Raw genomic sequence first — 14,024 nt, forward strand, 5'->3', positions numbered from 1 at the left:
CTGAACGCCTTCGACATCACCTTCGACGGCCGGCTCTCCGCAGCCCGACAGTAACTCTCAACAACCCGAGTTACACCGCTCGTTTGACAGACCCCCCCGGGGCGCGCACTGCGTCCCGGGGCTGCGGGGTGTCAGGGACGGTAAAGGGGGAGCCATCCGTTTAAAACCCTGGGGCCGCATCTGTGAGAGGTTCTGCTCTCACTCGAATTGGGTATTTCCTGCATAGACCGGGCCAGTACCGGAACGTTCACAGGGTGATCGATAACGAAAAGCTGACGCATCCGCTCGTCCGGGACTTCGTCATCGCCCTGAACGCGCAGGACCCGGACTCGTTCGCCGCTGTGGTTGCCGACGGCTTCCAGTACACCGCCGGGGAGGAGCAGGCTGACGCCGAGCTGTTCCTGGAAACCCGTACGGCCCTCGTAATCAACGATCAAAACGCGGACGGCCTCACGGTCACAGGCATCGTTCTGCACAACGACGCGGTCAGGCCCGTACGGTTGGACTTCACCCCGCATGACGGCAAGCTCGCGAAGCTGACCCTCACCGACTCCGTCGACCTCCCGGAGTCCTTCTGGGATGAGGCCGTCGCCGAACTGGATCACCGTCAGGGCGGCAGCGAAGCCCCGGACTCCGCCACGCTCACCAGAGACGGCAATGCCCATCCGGAGGGCACCTTGCGCCGCGAAGAGCTCGGAGGGCACCGATACGTGATGGCATGGGGCCCTGGGGCCCGGGGCAGAGCCGACTGGGTCAACACCGGTGACAAAGCCGATGACGACATCTATCAGTCCTCCCGCAGCCCATCCTCGGGCAACCACGACGACCGCGCCGCCATCGGCAAGATCAGCAGCGTCTCCTCCCACCTGGAACTGAAACTCGGCTGGGACGGCGACGGCTACCAGAAGGCCACGGCCACCTTCTGGGCCAAGCCCTACCGCTGAGAGTCGGTCGCCTGGCTGCCCGAGAACCTCCCCATGGCCGACGAGTTCATCCCCACCATCACCGGGACACTGACACTCACCGGCCCGGACGACTCGGTCCTCAGCACCGAGAGAATCACGGCCGGCGGGGGCCGGCGACCCTACACAATGACCTTCACCCGCGATTTCTTCCTTCGTGACCGGCTCACCGGCACGTACACCCTGTCCTTCACCGACGCGGTCAAGACCGGCGGCGCCCACACCAGGACAGCCGGCCAACGCACCGGCAAGGACGAAGTGCAGCTGAAGAACCACACCCTCACCTTCACCGTCGGCGGCTAGTCCCACACCGGGGCGGCGTAGGGGACGGCATGGCGGACCGTGCCGCCTGCGGCCCGCCGGGCGGCGGTGCCGCGCAGGCCGGCGGGCCACGTGAGGGTGACGCGCAGGCCGCCCGACCCGGACCGGAACCGGTCAATCACCCGCACGCCGCCCGGTACCGCGAGCGGAGGCGTGCCGGGCGCGGTGAGACGGCGGACGGACACTCCCTCGTCGGCGGCGAGCACGGCCAGGGCGTCGACCTCCCCGTCAGTCATCCAGCCCGTCAGCCGGTCTTCGCCGGCCGGGTGGTCGGAGAGCTCCACGACCGGGTCTCATCGAGGTGGAACCGACGCTCCTGCTCCTCGCCGGACCACAGGACGAGAGCGGACGAGAGGACGCCCGTGGGCACGGTCAGCTTGTCATGGGCCAGGAGCAAGGTGACATCGCGGACCGCTCGAAGCGCGGGTCGACGGCGTCCGCGACGCCCCCGACGGGGTCGGGGAAGTCGTCGTGGCGGTGGTGCCGGTTCACGACGGTCGCCCGGCCCACTCCGGCGATCCGCGCAGCCTGCGCCACAACCACCGTGTCGCCCTCCGGGCCGGGGCCGACGGGGTCGAGGGCGGCAAGCGGAGAGCGGCGGCCCGGGGCGAGGGCGCGCACCCGCCAGTCCACCGACGGACGTGCGACGGGCAACAGGGCGATGTCCTGGCCGCGGAGTACAGCGGGACTTCGGTCAGCCCGCCTCGGGTGCGCTTGTAGTCGACCGTCACCGTGCCGACGGGGGCGATCCACCCCATGCGCACGACCTGGTCGAAGTCGCTGCGGCGCACGCCGAGGCGGCGGGCGGCCTGGTCGGGGCCGAGGGGGACGTGACGGTCCAGATGCGCGGGCAGATTCCGGCGCCGGGCGAGGGCGGAGACTTGGTCGGGGTGCACGTCCGGGGTGGTGGTGTCGGCGCCGAGATAGGCGAGGAGACCCGCGCGGACGAGGTGGCCGACCGCCGTAGCGGTCACACGCGGCTAGCCGAACGGCAACGGCTCCCCCAGCACCTCCGTCAGCCGCTCCGCCGCCCGCCACACCACCCCCTGCCCCGGCAGCGCCGCCCGGATCCCCTCCGCGTCGGCTACCTCCACGACGGCCCGCGACCACCGGCCCGGCCCGGCCCGGCCCGGCATCGGCGGGCGGCACCAGACCTGAAGCCACCGCCCACCGCCAGGCCGCCACCGGCACCCGCAGAAGGCCCGCCGTCGGGGCTGGCGATCCGAAGAAGCCGCCCACACACCCGAGGCACCGAGCGGGGTCCGCGTGCCAGTACACCGGCGGGCTGGCGCCGCTGGACGAGAAGTCGGGGATCAGCTGCGCCTCACCGAGGATCGGCTGCTCACACCACGAGCACACCGTCACGAGCCCTCCTCGCTTCGTTCCAGCTGATTGCCCGCCGCGGGGTACGTGCGCAGGTTGGCGATCACGAGCTCGCGGTAGGCACGGTGACCCGTCTCGCCCGTGTGCGTCAGTGCCCACCGGTCGGTGGCGGCTTGGCTGGTGCTGGGCTCGGACTGGGTCTCGCAGTCCCTGCACAGGACGAACCGTGCTGACGGTGCCGGATCCTCGCGGTCCGCGCCGATCGTCCACGCGGCATGTCTCAGGGTGCGGATCATCGACCTGCACCCGCCGTCGGCTCCTCGATGAAGCTGTACATGGGGACCACACCGCGTGCCTTCGCGCAGGCGCGGTGGGCGTAGAGGTGTTGCCCGGGTCCCGAGTTGTCGGCCATGACGCGGACGCAGACATCCGCGCCGGGCTTCGGGCAGTACGTGCAGTCACGCTGCGGCTGGGTCGGCATGCGCTCACCTTGCGCCTCGCCCACGAGGCGCCGCCATGCCTGCTGGGCGGTGAAAACGATCAACCTTCACTGCCCCCCGATGAACCGGACGTCCGGGATCACATCGGGAATATGAAAACGGCTCAAGGCCGCGGCCATGTGCCTCTACCGTGGCGTCAGGAGGTGCCCCCATGCCGCGCTGTGACGGGAAGCGGGCCGTGGCCCGATCGATCGCGGCCACAGCCCGGACGAAACGGTGGACGGCCTGGAGGACGGCGGCCGCCATCGCCGAAGAGACCGGCTGCTCCCTGCTCCAGGCCCACCGGCTGGCCCACGACTGGACCCTCGCGGAGACCCGGCACCACCTGATCGCTGCCGGGGCCCGCGTCACGGTGCAGCAGGTCTCCAGCTGGGAGACCGGGAAGAGCCGCCCGGGCGACGACAACCTGGACGCGCTGTGCCGAATCTACGCGACCCGGCCCGACCGGCTCGGGTACGGCCGCGACTACACCCCGGCCGAGGACGGCGCCACCCTCCCCGTGCCCACACAGCCTCCGGTCGGCGGCCCCCGGGACCAGGGGCCGCCGGCATCTCTAGCAGCGCTCCGGGCCGACGCCACCGCGCTCCTGACCGGCAGCGTCGCCGAGACCACACTCGACCAGCTGGAGCGGCGCGCCGCCGAGCATGGCCACGAGTACCAGATCCTCCCGCCGGCCGACCTCCTGGCCGGGTCCGTCGCGGACTTCCAGGCCGTCAAGACCCTCCTCGTCGAGCGGCAGCCCACCGACATCCGTGCGCGCCTTTGCCGGATCGGGGCCCAGCTCGCGGGAACTACCGGGATAGCGCTGGTGGCCCTCGGCGACCACCGCGAGGCACGCGCCTGGTACCACCTCGGGCAGCTGCTGGCCGAGGAGACCGGCGACCGGGCCTTGCGTGCCTGGCTCCTCGCGCGGGAGGCGGTGATCCCGTTCTACTTCGGCGCCCCTGCTGCGGCGCTCGCACTGGCCGAGCGGGCCCGGCTCGTCGCCGGATCGACCGTGTGCGCCACGGCCGCATGGGCTCCAGCGCTGGAGGCCCGCGCGCTGGCGAGGATGGGACGCCGCCAAGAGGCCGAGGACGCGCTACGGATCGCCACGGCCGCATGGGAGCGGCTCGGCGCGGCCGACACCTCCGACACCGCGTACGGTTACACCGAGCGCCAACTGGTGTGGCACAGCGGCAGTATGTGGACCACCATCGGCGACACCCGCCGCGCCCAGGCCGCCCTCCACAAGGCCCGCGGTATGTACGCGCCGACCGAGTACCTCGACCAGGCACTGATCGCGATGGACGAAGCGCTGAGCCTGGTCGCGGTCGGCGAGGTGCCGGTGGCGTGCCGGGCGACGGAGAGCCTGCTCCTCGGCCTGCCTGCCGAGCACTTGACCGGGATCGTGGTGTCCCGCGCGCGGGAGGTCCTTGCGGCGATTCCGGGGCGGGCGGAAGGGACGGCGCCCGTTCGGGAGCTGCGGGAGCTGGTTACCGCGGGCATCGGGCCAGCAGCTGCAGCAGGCCCGTGACCGCGACCCCGGCAACGATCTGCCGGGAGTCGATGAGGCCTTGGACCTGGTCGAGGGGCACCCACTCGATCCGGTCGGCCTCGTGGGTGTCGACCGGCTCGGCGACCTTCCGGGCACCCCGGGCCAGGAAGACGTGATGCTTCGCGTCGCACATGCCGCCGATCGGCTCGTTGTAGGCGAGCGGAGCCAGCCCGTCCGGGGTGATCTCGTAACCGGTCTCCTCAAGGACCTCGCGTACGGCGGCGGCCTCGGGTGTCTCGCCGTCCTCGGCGATGCCACTGGGGATCTCCCACGACCAGGAGCCGGTGGCGAACCGGTGGCGCCACATCAGCAGCACCCGCTCGTTGTCGTCGAGCAGCACGACGGCCGACACGGGGGCCAGCTTGATCAAGTGGTGCTCGTAGCGGGAGCGCCCGGGCGGCTCCACCTCGACGAGATCGAGCTCCACCCATGGGCTCGTGTAGACCGGGCGGGAGCCATGCACTGTCCATTCGCTCATGCGGGCCACCCTCGCACAGTGCATGATCACGAGGAAGCACTCCCGGACGACGAAAGCGCCCTCTCCCGCGCCGTAGCGCCAGAGGGCGCAGGCGATGCGAGTGAGCAAGTGCGGTACGAATCCGTACCGATGGCTCGGACGCTTGTCTCCCCGTCTGGACGGTTGTTGGCCGCAGATCGAGGACCCGGAACTGCGGGTCGCGGGGGCGAGACCTGCGTATGCGGCGAAGTGGCCGGCGGTCGGGAAGGGGAATCCCGCCGGTACTACGACCGCAAACGAGCCGAGGGCAAGAGGCACTCCCAAGCGGTCCTGGCGCTGGCCAGGCGACGGGTCAACGTGCTGTGGGCACTTCTCCGGGACCACCGGCACTACGAACTCACGCCACCGGTGGCGTACCGCCCCATAGGGCCCCTCGCCGATCGCAAATCTGTCGACCGAAGCCGACCTCTCAGGGAGGATCCCCTCAGCATGGACCCATAACGCCGAGGAGACCCCTGTGATCACACAAGGAGTACAGGTCACAGGCCGGTGCAGTTCCTGCGGAGGCACGACGACCTGCGATGTCGGTCAGTTCTTCGACCACGGCATGCTCTGTTGGGGCACCGAAGGACGATGCGCAGACTGCCCGAATTCATGGTGCGAGCAAGACGGCGGCCCCGTTACGCCCGAGAACATCCGACAAGCTCTGCTACAAGCACACGGGCCCGCTCGACTTCGCCTGTCTGGAGACGTGCCGAGCCTCGTTCCCGTGCTGCAGGCTCTCCGGTACGCACGGGAACTATCCCTTGGCGAAGCACGAGCACAGGCCACGCAACTCGCCGATAACGGCCTCACCGGCACGCTCGTCGAGATGGAGGTCCTCGCAATTCACCTTCAAAGACGTGCCGTCGAGGTGACCGTTGCACCAGCCGGGTGATCTCACCCGGACGGCGCTCGACGCGGCTTGACATCGGCATTGAGAAGTCTGGATAGCCTCATTCCCGGGGCTAAGCCCTCGCACTTTCGGGAAGTTTGTACGACCACCTGCGCCGCTGGCTCCGCGAGCGGGGCATCCGCCACCGCATCGCCCGCAGGGCGTCGGGCCCGGCCAGCGGTCGTGAACGCGAAACGACGCGGCTCGGCCTAACCCGGCGCGCCACGGGGAACCGGCGCTCGTAGCGTCGAACCGACGGTCGCCTGACCGCGAGGAGGCCCAGATGAACCGACGCGCCGCTGTCGCCGGCATCGCCCTGGCCGTTGGAACACTCGTTCCGACGGCAGGGACCGCATACGCCCAGGATCTGGACTGCAGGGACTTCGCGTTTCAGGAGGATGCCCAGGCTGAGTTCAACCGGGACCGGAGCGATCCGCACCGGCTCGACGAGGACCGGGGCACCGACGACGGAATCGCCTGCGAAGTACTCCCACGCAGAAGTAGCGCCGCCGTACCGGTGGCACCTCCGGCTTCTGCCCGGCCCACAGTCATGCCCTCACGGGGCGCCCAGGGCGGCGTGGGCGGAGCCTACGGCCCCACCGATGTCGAGACCGCCGTCGGCCTCGGCCTCGCCGTCGTATCCGCCGCCGGGCTCGCCTACGCATTGCACCGGCGCCGCGGCCGCGCCGGTTCCTGAGGGGCGGGTAGTAGCGGAGGCAGCACTGACGCCGAAATCCCCCGCCAACCCGGCCCCGCGGAGGGGCGGCCACCAGCAACTGTCGCGTGCCCTCAGCCGGAGCATGCGCGCAGCGGCGGCTGGCCGCCCGCCTTCGGGCTGGAGCCGACGGCGCCTGCGCCCGGGTCGAGGGCGCAGAGGCGACACCGGGCCCCGGAGCGGTGGATGCTGCGAGGCGGGACGGAAGCACAGCGGATGCAGCCGCTCCTGGGGGCGTGGCCACCGCTAGGGGGCGTCGTCTCTCAGTGTCCGCCCGACGGTGAGGTGGCGTCGCCGTTGAAGCAGCGGTCGAGGAGTGCGTGCATGTGGGGGACGGGGAGAGACGGGTTTGCCGCGGCGCCCTCTGCGGTGCGCGGGTCAGTGAGGAGGGCCTCCAGGGCTTGCGGCGTCAAGCTCGGGTTGGCGGCGGCCGCCCGGCGTACCGACTCGTCGGGGTCTTCCACCGGGGGTTCGGGCAGGGTGGGGTCGGCTGCGGCCAGGGCCCGTACGTCGGGATCCGGGTGACTGATGAGGTGGGCCCGGCCGGTGCGGGGGAACGCGGGCAGGGTCAGCAGGTGCGGGCGGTGGGCCGGGCGGGTGACGAAGACGTCCAGGAGGAGGTGGGGCGGAGCCAGGGGGTGGTGGCAGGCCAGCAGGATCCGTACCTCCTCGTCGTCGTCCTGTGCGAGTGTCGCGGCGAGTTCCGCGGGCAGGCCGGGGAAGCGCGCCGCGACCCGTCGGAGCACCGGTTCCTCGGACGCCGCGCAGGCGGCGAACCAATCGGGCGACGGCTCGCCGGTCGGCTCGGTGATCGGGCAGGTGCAGTCCGGGCCGTGCCCGATGACCCTGTCGATCGCCCAGTACTCGGCCCAGGTGCGGGGGAAGGGGTGGAGGCGCGCGCGGATCCGCACGCTCTCGTCCGGGTCTTCTCCCAGCTCCGCCACCAGGTCCGGTCCCAGGTCGGGCCGGGCGGCGACCAACGCACGCACTTTCGCCTCGGGGTGGCGGGCGAGCCGAGCGACGGCGTCGGCCGGTGTGTGGGGATTCCAGGTCAGGGAGAGCACCGTGCCTTCCGTGAAGCACTGCTCGACGAGCGCGGGGGACAGGGCACACCTGCCGAGCACGTGCGGCTTGCTGAGCGAGCCGATGGACGGCAACTTGGCCTTCACCGCCTCCGGGTCCAGCTCCCAGCTGCGCTTCTGCGCCGCTTCTCGTACCGCGGGGTCGGAGTCGTCAAGCAGGGCCTCCCACTGTGCGGAGGTGAGCACCTGCCAGGCGGTGGCGTGGAGGCGGATCCGGGGATGCTCGTGCTCGGCCATGGAACGGCGGAAGGACAGAGGGATCTGCCGAGAGAATTCGAGGTCCTGGACGATCTCGCCTTCGGTGAGCATGCCGTCCTCGCCGCCGTCCTGGGCGGTCAGGAAGGCGACGAGGATGTCGTCCGGCAGCGGCCGGACCCACCGGGGGCGGGGGCGGGGGCCGCCGGCGAGCCACGAGCGGACGATTCCCGACGGGTCCGTTGCCAAGGGGGCGAGTCGCGAAGCGTCGACGTGCCGGTTGCGGGCGAGGGCGCGGCGGATCCCCCTGTCCGGGTGGCGGAGGGCTGCGTCGATGACGGCGTCGGGCAGGTCACGACCCTCGCACATCAGCAGGCCGGCCTCACCGGCCGCTCGATCCACCAGGCGTATAAGTACATCGGAGGGCGCCGCCGGGTTGAAGGCGATGCCGCGCAACCACGGTTCATGCAGAGAGTCGGACACCGCGTCATCCTGCCACCTCGCCTCCTGAACCGGGCCGCCCGATGGCTACCTCGTCGGCGCCTACCGACGTCTCCGTCCGCAGGACTTCGGACCACGTTGCGAGGGCTTTGCTCATCATGCGCACGCTGACCGTAAGCAGCACACCGCCAGGCTCCGTATCCACCCCGCCGGGGAACGGACGACATCCGGGGCAAGTCAAGCAACCGGGCGTTGCTGCAACTCGGCTACATCGTCTTCTGCGCCCACAGGATGTTCTCGCTCTTGGGCAACAAACGCTCTCGCTGCTGAACTCGTGAACAAAGCCGACTGGGCGTCCGCACATGACGCCCTGCTGCTGCGGCACCCTTACCGGCGAGCTGGCCACGCGGTGCCCTTTCGCTTCTGGCCAGAGCATCGCCGACTACGCCGTACGTTCCCGGCGGCGGCGCAGGGACCTCAGCGGGTCCAGTCCCTCAGTACAGCCGCGATGTCGCGCACTCGAGCCCGTCCGATGGTGACCTGCTCGATGAGGTCGCCGGCCTCCTTCGAGGTCACTTTGACCGGCTGTCCCGAGGCGTGGAGGTAGGCGGCGGCTACGGCCAGGGCGTAGAGCTCGTTGGAGTGTTCCAGCGCCGGTACGCGTGCGAGTTGTTCCAGCAGCGCGGCGGCCCGGTGGTGCGGCTGTTCGTAGACGGGGGTGTCCATGACGCGGAAGGCGTGCCGGGCCCGGGCTGCTTCGAGGGCGCCGAAGTCCACGATCTCCGGGTCGCCGGGGATCTCCCGCTGCGCGATGTCGAGCAGCCAGGTCAGATCGATCTGCAGAAACAAGGTCCGTCCCCGGGTTCAGGCCGCGTCAGCGCCGCGGCCTGGCCGGCCGAAGCGTTCGGCGAACGCGTCCCCGTGCTCGGCGACGAACAACCGGGCGCCCTCGAGGAACCGGGCGCGGGTGAGGTCGGCGTCCAGGACCTGGCCGGCGTACGCCTCGGCCGCGACGTGCCGTGCGGCGGCAGCGCGCTCAAGCGCCTCGTATGCCTCGTCACTGATCTCGATGCGGATCTCCCGTGCCATGCGACCACGGTAGCGGCCCAGCACCCGCGAGGAAGGCCCCCGGGCAGAAACTCCTCTGACCGACTGGGAGCCACAGTTAGGCAACCGTGCCACCGGGCCCCCTCCGCTGCGCCACCGGGCCCTGCCGAGCGGGTGCCAGTCAGCGCCACGTGGGTAGTGCCCCGCCACGGCTCACTCCCCCCTACCGGCCCAGTCCGGTGACGCTGCCGGTTTGGCCGGTGATCAACGTGGCGGCCGGTACGGCGCCGCATCAGCGGGGTGCCTTCCGCTGTGCCGGCCGCTCGCCCGGCGCGCGTGGACGCCGGGCGAGAAGGTAGTGGTCAGCACATGACGGAGTCGACCCGGGTGGAGTTGTAGGAGCAGGTGTCGACCCTGGCGCCGTTGGACCGCTTCAGGGTGGCGGTGTCACGGTCGTTGTTCCACACGTAGGCGGCGCGCTGCTGGTAGAGGTTGGCGCTGGTGTTGGTGCCCTTGCCGGTGCGGATGGTGACGGTCTTGCCCTTGCCGAGGCTGAAGTTGCCGAAGGTGTACTTGTGGTTCGCCGCGTCCGTCAGCGTCCACCCGCGCAGGTTGACCGCTCCGGTGGTGGTGTTGCGGATTTGGACGTACTCGGCGTTCAGGCTGGTGTTGGTCCGGGTGTCGGTGCCGGGGCTGTCGTAGTAGATCTTGTAGAGGTGGACGGAGCCGGCCGCCTGGGCGGGTGCGGGCAGGGCGAGCAGGCCGGCGAACGCCGCCGTCGTGACGACGGCGGCAGCGGTACGCGTACGGAGCATGGATGTCCCTTGATGCGGTGATGAGAGAGCCGGGCAACCCCCCACTTCGGGGGCCTGGCAGTTGATCACCGTATAGAGCAATGGCTCCCGTATTGCTCCGAGTTACCAAATCAGGACCAACCGAATTTCCGTACGAACACCGCCCCGGCCGGCAGGACCGTTTATCCGGTGAACCTCGTCCCCCATGCGGCTGAGCGGTGAGCGGAACCGCTGGTCAACGGCGTACACGACCGGTAGTCCAGCGTTCGTGATCAAGAACTGCGTGCGCGGCCTCGCCGCGCTCTCCCTCGCCCTGCTCCCGCTCGCCGTCCCCGCCACGGCACAGGCCGCCCCTGCCGCCCCTGCGGCCGTGGTCATCGGCCTCGCAGACGGCCTCGCCGAGCTCCCCATCGCAGACGAGAACCGCGCCGGCTACCAGCGGAACTCCTTCAAGCACTGGAACACCGGCCTCGACAAGACCGACGGCTGCAACACCCGCGCCGAGGTCCTCCTCGCCGAAGCGACCCAGGCGCCGGCCGTGGCCGCAGGCTGCAAGCTCTCCGGCGGCCGGTGGGAGAGCTACTACGACGGCCAGGAGGTCACCGACCCCGCGAAGCTCGACATCGACCACATGGTCCCGCTCGCCGAGGCATGGGACTCCGGCGCCTCCGCCTGGACCGCGGCCCGGCGGGAGGCGTACGCGAACGACCAAGACGCGGCCACCAGCCTTGTCGCGGTCACCGCGCGTTCGAACCGGCAGAAGGCCGACCAGGACCCGGCCCAGTGGATGCCGCCGCACCCGGACGCGCAGTGCCGGTACATCTCCGAGTGGACCGCCACCAAGCTCCGCTGGGGCCTGAGCGCCGACCAGGTCGAGGTCGACGCCCTGAAGGTCTACGCCGAAGGCCCGTGCGAGACGGCGGTCGTGCACTACACGCCCGCCCCGTAAGACCATCGGACCGGCCCGTGCCCACAGGCCGCCCTCGTCGTTGTCCACGGCGAAGCGATTCGCACCGCTTCCTCCAGCGGGCCTCACACCGCCAACGTGAGAGGCCCGTCCTCGGCCCCGCCAGCCACAAGCCGGCGGGGCCGACGCCTATCCCACGTCGACGGCGCCCCCGATGGCGGTCAGTGGCGGTACTCATAGCGCAGGAGCCGGGAGCGGGCTTCCTCCTCAGTGGTGCCCAGGGCATCGGCGATCTGCCGCCAGGACACCTCGGCCCCGCGGACGGCGCGATACGCCGCCGGCGACCCGATCGCGCCAGCCATAGCCTCCAGCCGACCCGCGGCCCTTACTGCGGCGAGCGGGGCATCGTCGACCAGCTGCTCCAGCCGTTGCCGCAGCTGGTGGAGCAGGTCGGTCACCTCGATCGGCAGGGGCACGCTCCGTGCTTCGACGTCGTCGAGGTGGGCCTCCCAGTCCCGCTCCGCCTCCGACGTGTCGTAGGCGAACGGATCATGCCGCTCGGCCTTCTCCCACTCGATCAGGTACGCCGTCTCCCCGCGCCACCCGCACGCACACCTGGCCCGGATCCGCTCCGCACGCGGCGCGTTGAGAGTGCCGTCGTAGACCCACCAGTCCGTGGACTCGTGCATCTCGCTGCCGCTGCCCATGTCGAAGTACACCGGCCCCGGCTCACTGCTGTCCGCCAGCAGCACCCCCACCGCACCCTCGTGCGCCGGGAACCCGTCCTTCTTCCACCCCATAGCCAGCTCCTCAGTCGCACGTCAGCGCCGCCACGATGCGACACAGCCGGGCCTTCCGTCAGCGGAACCAGCGAGAAACACCCCCACGAGAGCCACCGACAGATGCCCGAACGGCGTAACCGGGCCCTCTCCCCGCCGGTGTAGTTCCGGCAGCCGGAAAGGAGACGACGCCCGGACCTCTACGCCGGTCAGACCTCGATGTAGGCCACGACCACAACCGTGCGCAGCGCAGTGACGAAGTACAGGACGCGGACGGCTTCGACCTCGTCGGCGTACTGCCGCAGCTGAGGGCCAGTGGTGTCGCCGGAGATCGGATCGCCAATGTCCGGGTCTACGGAGATGACGACCAGGGCGCGGTCCAGGGCGTGGATCTCCGCCTCGGTGGTGAGGTTCTCCAGCTGCTTGGCTGCCGCGTCGGAGAAGGCGATCCGGGCACGGCGGCGGCCGTGGGGTGCGGGCATCAGGCGACGGCCGGGCGCTGGGCGGCGAGGCGGGCGAGGTGAATCTCGCGCAGCTCCTCCCACGGCGTGCACTGCTCGGGGTCAGGCAGGCCGTTGGCCGCGACGTCCTCCAGGACGGCGGCGAACTGATCGGCCTGTGCGCGTGTCTTTGCCGCGTACGCGCGCACCGCGTCGGCGGCCGCAGGTTCCAGCAGCTGCCGGGCGGTGGTGTCGGCGTGTGCCGGCTGTTCGCTCATCGAGGGCTCCATGGGCCGAACGGGCGTGCTTGGGCCACGGTATCGCTGGGCACGCGGCACCGGGACCATTTCCCTGCGGCGGGAACTGCCAGCAAGCCCATGGGGCGGGTTATGACGAACCCTCGACCAGTGCGAGCACCTTGTATGCGTGAGCGCAGGCCATCTGGTCGCGCCGCATTGATCCGCGCGCCCCTCAGTGGCTCCAGAGGGGAGGGCTTCCCCCGGAAGCGGCACTCAGCCCTTCCCCACCGCCCAGACCACCACCGAGCCTGGCGAGGCTGAAACCGACTCCCCACGCAGCGATAGCCGACAGCCTAGGACGACGGTGCCAGCGCACCTGTCCTCCTGGATCCCCCCTCCGCAAGCCGCGCCCCACGCTTCCCTGCCTTATCTGTCGGACGGGCGGGACGTGAGGCCGCTCGTCCACCCCAGGTCCAGGCCGTCGTCGATTGCTCCTGCTCGGCTCGCAGACCACCTTGTCCGAAGCTCCCCCTACGAGCCACCGCGGCGGCACAGCCGCTGCGCAAGGTGGGCCGCGTCCCCATCACGTACGCGGCCGCTCACCCTGATCGCCCACGACGTCCTGGGGATGCCAAAAACCGGAATCCACCCGCCTCCGCCAAATACTCGCACGCTCTTCTCCAGCACCCAGCGGCCGGGAAGAACGAGCGTCGTACCGCGCCGTCCGGAGCCGCACGATCCGCCTTTATGAGCCCCGTCCTCTGCTAACGTTCAAATCGCCCCCAAAGAAGGGGTAAGGAGAAATCCTCAGAGGGGAGGTGAACGATGTCCGGCATGGAAGGCTCGCCCGAGCAGGCCACGCCGGGCCGCTCGAAGCGCAAACGCGCCACTGAGACGGTAGCCCTGGTCGCGTGCATTCTCGAGGCCGCGTACTGGGGGCTCAAGCTCGCTGGAGTGATCTAAAAGCGCTGGTGGGCCCAGCTGTTGACCGCAGCTGGACCCACCGAGGCCCAGGCATCCGGGCCCCACGCCCTCCCCTTGCACAGGGAGCGTGGGGCCCGCTTTCGCGTTTGGGCCCTGCGATCACCACACAATTCAATGCGGCGACTTCGTCAGGATACACGGCACACCCCAGACAGAAAATACTTGACGCGGGAACAGGACCCCAAGACACCTAAAATCGACTAACTCAATGCCACCCCGAATAGACACAATTCCAAAGCGCCACGGCTTCCCGTGCCAGAATTGCAAAGCACTATTGGGTCGGGGATGTTGCGCCGGGACCGCCCGAACCCCCGGTGTCTCAAGGTGGCGGCTCACGGGTCGGCATTACTCGTGAACTCCGGGCATG

General features: G+C 70.2%; 19 protein-coding genes and 2 pseudogenes. 7 read left to right on the top strand and 14 right to left on the bottom strand.

The window, feature by feature from the left end:
- Positions 1–254: 254 nt before the first annotated feature.
- Together ACZ68P_RS35485 and ACZ68P_RS35490 are read left to right on the top strand one after the other, a co-directional pair.
- The gene (locus tag ACZ68P_RS35485) at positions 255–944 is read left to right on the top strand and encodes a hypothetical protein (protein WP_471013391.1); all 690 of its coding nucleotides are present in this window, start codon (positions 255–257) and stop codon (positions 942–944) included.
- Positions 945–977: 33 nt separating this feature from the next.
- Entirely contained in the window at positions 978–1,265 is a 288-nt protein-coding gene (locus ACZ68P_RS35490; RefSeq protein WP_471013395.1) for a hypothetical protein, read from the top strand.
- Here the strand turns inward: ACZ68P_RS35490 and ACZ68P_RS35495 are convergent.
- The 5 genes from ACZ68P_RS35495 to ACZ68P_RS35515 form a co-directional block, all read right to left on the bottom strand.
- Positions 1,262–1,567, bottom strand: a complete 306-nt coding sequence (locus ACZ68P_RS35495; RefSeq protein WP_471013396.1) for a hypothetical protein — start codon at positions 1,565–1,567, stop codon at positions 1,262–1,264. The two genes, ACZ68P_RS35490 and ACZ68P_RS35495, sit on opposite strands and share 4 nt — an antisense overlap.
- The gene (locus ACZ68P_RS35500) at positions 1,528–1,680 is read right to left on the bottom strand and encodes a hypothetical protein (protein WP_471013398.1); all 153 of its coding nucleotides are present in this window, start codon (positions 1,678–1,680) and stop codon (positions 1,528–1,530) included. The genes ACZ68P_RS35495 and ACZ68P_RS35500 overlap by 40 nt, the downstream gene beginning before the upstream one ends.
- A 91-nt stretch (positions 1,681–1,771) precedes the next feature.
- Positions 1,772–2,257 carry a hypothetical protein gene (locus tag ACZ68P_RS35505; protein WP_471013400.1) on the bottom strand — a complete coding sequence of 162 codons (486 nt, stop codon included), beginning with the start codon at positions 2,255–2,257 and terminating at the stop codon, positions 1,772–1,774.
- Between the two features lie 387 nt (positions 2,258–2,644).
- Positions 2,645–2,902, bottom strand: coding sequence for a DUF7848 domain-containing protein (locus ACZ68P_RS35510; protein WP_471013403.1), 258 nt, complete (start codon positions 2,900–2,902; stop codon positions 2,645–2,647).
- On the bottom strand, positions 2,899–3,087 hold the full coding sequence (locus tag ACZ68P_RS35515) for a hypothetical protein (protein WP_471013405.1): 189 nt from the start codon (positions 3,085–3,087) through the stop codon (positions 2,899–2,901). The genes ACZ68P_RS35510 and ACZ68P_RS35515 overlap by 4 nt, the downstream gene beginning before the upstream one ends.
- A 170-nt stretch (positions 3,088–3,257) precedes the next feature.
- On the opposite strand from ACZ68P_RS35515, the gene ACZ68P_RS35520 reads away from it, so the two are divergent.
- Positions 3,258–4,622, top strand: coding sequence for a helix-turn-helix domain-containing protein (locus ACZ68P_RS35520; protein ID WP_471013407.1), 1,365 nt, complete (start codon positions 3,258–3,260; stop codon positions 4,620–4,622).
- Here the strand turns inward: ACZ68P_RS35520 and ACZ68P_RS35525 are convergent.
- Together ACZ68P_RS35525 and ACZ68P_RS35530 are read right to left on the bottom strand one after the other, a co-directional pair.
- Entirely contained in the window at positions 4,582–5,121 is a 540-nt protein-coding gene (locus tag ACZ68P_RS35525) for an NUDIX hydrolase (protein WP_471013435.1), read from the bottom strand. The genes ACZ68P_RS35520 and ACZ68P_RS35525 overlap by 41 nt on opposite strands.
- A gap of 189 nt (positions 5,122–5,310) precedes the next feature.
- A pseudogene (locus tag ACZ68P_RS35530) lies at positions 5,311–5,418 on the bottom strand (hypothetical protein); the annotation flags it as partial.
- On the opposite strand from ACZ68P_RS35530, the pseudogene ACZ68P_RS35535 reads away from it, so the two are divergent.
- Both ACZ68P_RS35535 and ACZ68P_RS35540 read left to right on the top strand, forming a co-directional pair.
- Positions 5,374–5,499 (top strand): annotated as a pseudogene (locus tag ACZ68P_RS35535) (IS110 family transposase); the annotation flags it as partial. The pseudogenes ACZ68P_RS35530 and ACZ68P_RS35535 overlap by 45 nt on opposite strands.
- Before the next feature lie 818 nt (positions 5,500–6,317).
- Complete coding sequence (locus ACZ68P_RS35540; RefSeq protein ID WP_471013409.1) at positions 6,318–6,731, top strand: excalibur calcium-binding protein; 414 nt, start codon at positions 6,318–6,320, stop codon at positions 6,729–6,731.
- Positions 6,732–7,012: 281 nt separating this feature from the next.
- Here the strand turns inward: ACZ68P_RS35540 and ACZ68P_RS35545 are convergent, their stop codons facing one another.
- The 4 genes from ACZ68P_RS35545 to ACZ68P_RS35560 all read right to left on the bottom strand — a co-directional run bounded on the left by ACZ68P_RS35545 (position 7,013) and on the right by ACZ68P_RS35560 (position 10,329).
- Entirely contained in the window at positions 7,013–8,509 is a 1,497-nt protein-coding gene (locus ACZ68P_RS35545) for a hypothetical protein (RefSeq protein ID WP_471013413.1), read from the bottom strand.
- A gap of 435 nt (positions 8,510–8,944) precedes the next feature.
- Positions 8,945–9,316, bottom strand: a complete 372-nt coding sequence (locus ACZ68P_RS35550; RefSeq protein ID WP_471013416.1) for a fic family toxin-antitoxin system, toxin component — start codon at positions 9,314–9,316, stop codon at positions 8,945–8,947.
- A 15-nt stretch (positions 9,317–9,331) separates the two neighbouring features.
- Complete coding sequence (locus ACZ68P_RS35555) at positions 9,332–9,556, bottom strand: hypothetical protein (protein ID WP_471013420.1); 225 nt, start codon at positions 9,554–9,556, stop codon at positions 9,332–9,334.
- 320 nt (positions 9,557–9,876) lie between these two features.
- Positions 9,877–10,329 carry a lamin tail domain-containing protein gene (locus tag ACZ68P_RS35560; protein WP_471013423.1) on the bottom strand — a complete coding sequence of 151 codons (453 nt, stop codon included), beginning with the start codon at positions 10,327–10,329 and terminating at the stop codon, positions 9,877–9,879.
- Positions 10,330–10,576: 247 nt separating this feature from the next.
- Between ACZ68P_RS35560 and ACZ68P_RS35565 the strand changes: the two genes are divergently transcribed.
- Positions 10,577–11,257, top strand: a complete 681-nt coding sequence (locus tag ACZ68P_RS35565) for an HNH endonuclease family protein (protein WP_471013424.1) — start codon at positions 10,577–10,579, stop codon at positions 11,255–11,257.
- Between the two features lie 179 nt (positions 11,258–11,436).
- On the opposite strand, the gene ACZ68P_RS35570 is transcribed toward ACZ68P_RS35565, so the two are convergent.
- The 3 genes from ACZ68P_RS35570 to ACZ68P_RS35580 all read right to left on the bottom strand — a co-directional run bounded on the left by ACZ68P_RS35570 (position 11,437) and on the right by ACZ68P_RS35580 (position 12,712).
- Positions 11,437–12,015, bottom strand: a complete 579-nt coding sequence (locus ACZ68P_RS35570) for a hypothetical protein (protein WP_471013426.1) — start codon at positions 12,013–12,015, stop codon at positions 11,437–11,439.
- Between the two features lie 188 nt (positions 12,016–12,203).
- Positions 12,204–12,476, bottom strand: coding sequence for a hypothetical protein (locus tag ACZ68P_RS35575; RefSeq protein WP_471013429.1), 273 nt, complete (start codon positions 12,474–12,476; stop codon positions 12,204–12,206).
- The gene (locus tag ACZ68P_RS35580; protein WP_471013431.1) at positions 12,476–12,712 is read right to left on the bottom strand and encodes a hypothetical protein; all 237 of its coding nucleotides are present in this window, start codon (positions 12,710–12,712) and stop codon (positions 12,476–12,478) included. The genes ACZ68P_RS35575 and ACZ68P_RS35580 overlap by 1 nt, the downstream gene beginning before the upstream one ends.
- 786 nt (positions 12,713–13,498) lie before the next feature.
- On the opposite strand from ACZ68P_RS35580, the gene ACZ68P_RS35585 reads away from it, so the two are divergent.
- Entirely contained in the window at positions 13,499–13,636 is a 138-nt protein-coding gene (locus ACZ68P_RS35585) for a hypothetical protein (protein ID WP_471013433.1), read from the top strand.
- Positions 13,637–14,024: the final 388 nt, after the last annotated feature.

Source organism: Streptomyces sp. NPDC036822, from assembly GCF_055609145.1.

What these genes read in the sequence shown, in the direction of transcription:
- ACZ68P_RS35520 (WP_471013407.1), top strand. Translation starts at nt 3,258, where the DNA reads ATGCCGCGCTGTGACGGGAAGCGGGCCGTGGCCCGATCGATCGCGGCC.
- ACZ68P_RS35585 (WP_471013433.1), top strand. Translation starts at nt 13,499, where the DNA reads ATGTCCGGCATGGAAGGCTCGCCCGAGCAGGCCACGCCGGGCCGCTCG.
- ACZ68P_RS35555 (WP_471013420.1), bottom strand. Translation starts at nt 9,556, where the DNA reads ATGGCACGGGAGATCCGCATCGAGATCAGTGACGAGGCATACGAGGCG.
- ACZ68P_RS35575 (WP_471013429.1), bottom strand. Translation starts at nt 12,476, where the DNA reads ATGCCCGCACCCCACGGCCGCCGCCGTGCCCGGATCGCCTTCTCCGAC.
- ACZ68P_RS35570 (WP_471013426.1), bottom strand. Translation starts at nt 12,015, where the DNA reads ATGGGGTGGAAGAAGGACGGGTTCCCGGCGCACGAGGGTGCGGTGGGG.
- ACZ68P_RS35515 (WP_471013405.1), bottom strand. Translation starts at nt 3,087, where the DNA reads ATGCCGACCCAGCCGCAGCGTGACTGCACGTACTGCCCGAAGCCCGGC.
- ACZ68P_RS35540 (WP_471013409.1), top strand. Translation starts at nt 6,318, where the DNA reads ATGAACCGACGCGCCGCTGTCGCCGGCATCGCCCTGGCCGTTGGAACA.
- ACZ68P_RS35525 (WP_471013435.1), bottom strand. Translation starts at nt 5,121, where the DNA reads ATGAGCGAATGGACAGTGCATGGCTCCCGCCCGGTCTACACGAGCCCA.
- ACZ68P_RS35490 (WP_471013395.1), top strand. Translation starts at nt 978, where the DNA reads ATGGCCGACGAGTTCATCCCCACCATCACCGGGACACTGACACTCACC.
- ACZ68P_RS35580 (WP_471013431.1), bottom strand. Translation starts at nt 12,712, where the DNA reads ATGAGCGAACAGCCGGCACACGCCGACACCACCGCCCGGCAGCTGCTG.
- ACZ68P_RS35510 (WP_471013403.1), bottom strand. Translation starts at nt 2,902, where the DNA reads ATGATCCGCACCCTGAGACATGCCGCGTGGACGATCGGCGCGGACCGC.
- ACZ68P_RS35560 (WP_471013423.1), bottom strand. Translation starts at nt 10,329, where the DNA reads ATGCTCCGTACGCGTACCGCTGCCGCCGTCGTCACGACGGCGGCGTTC.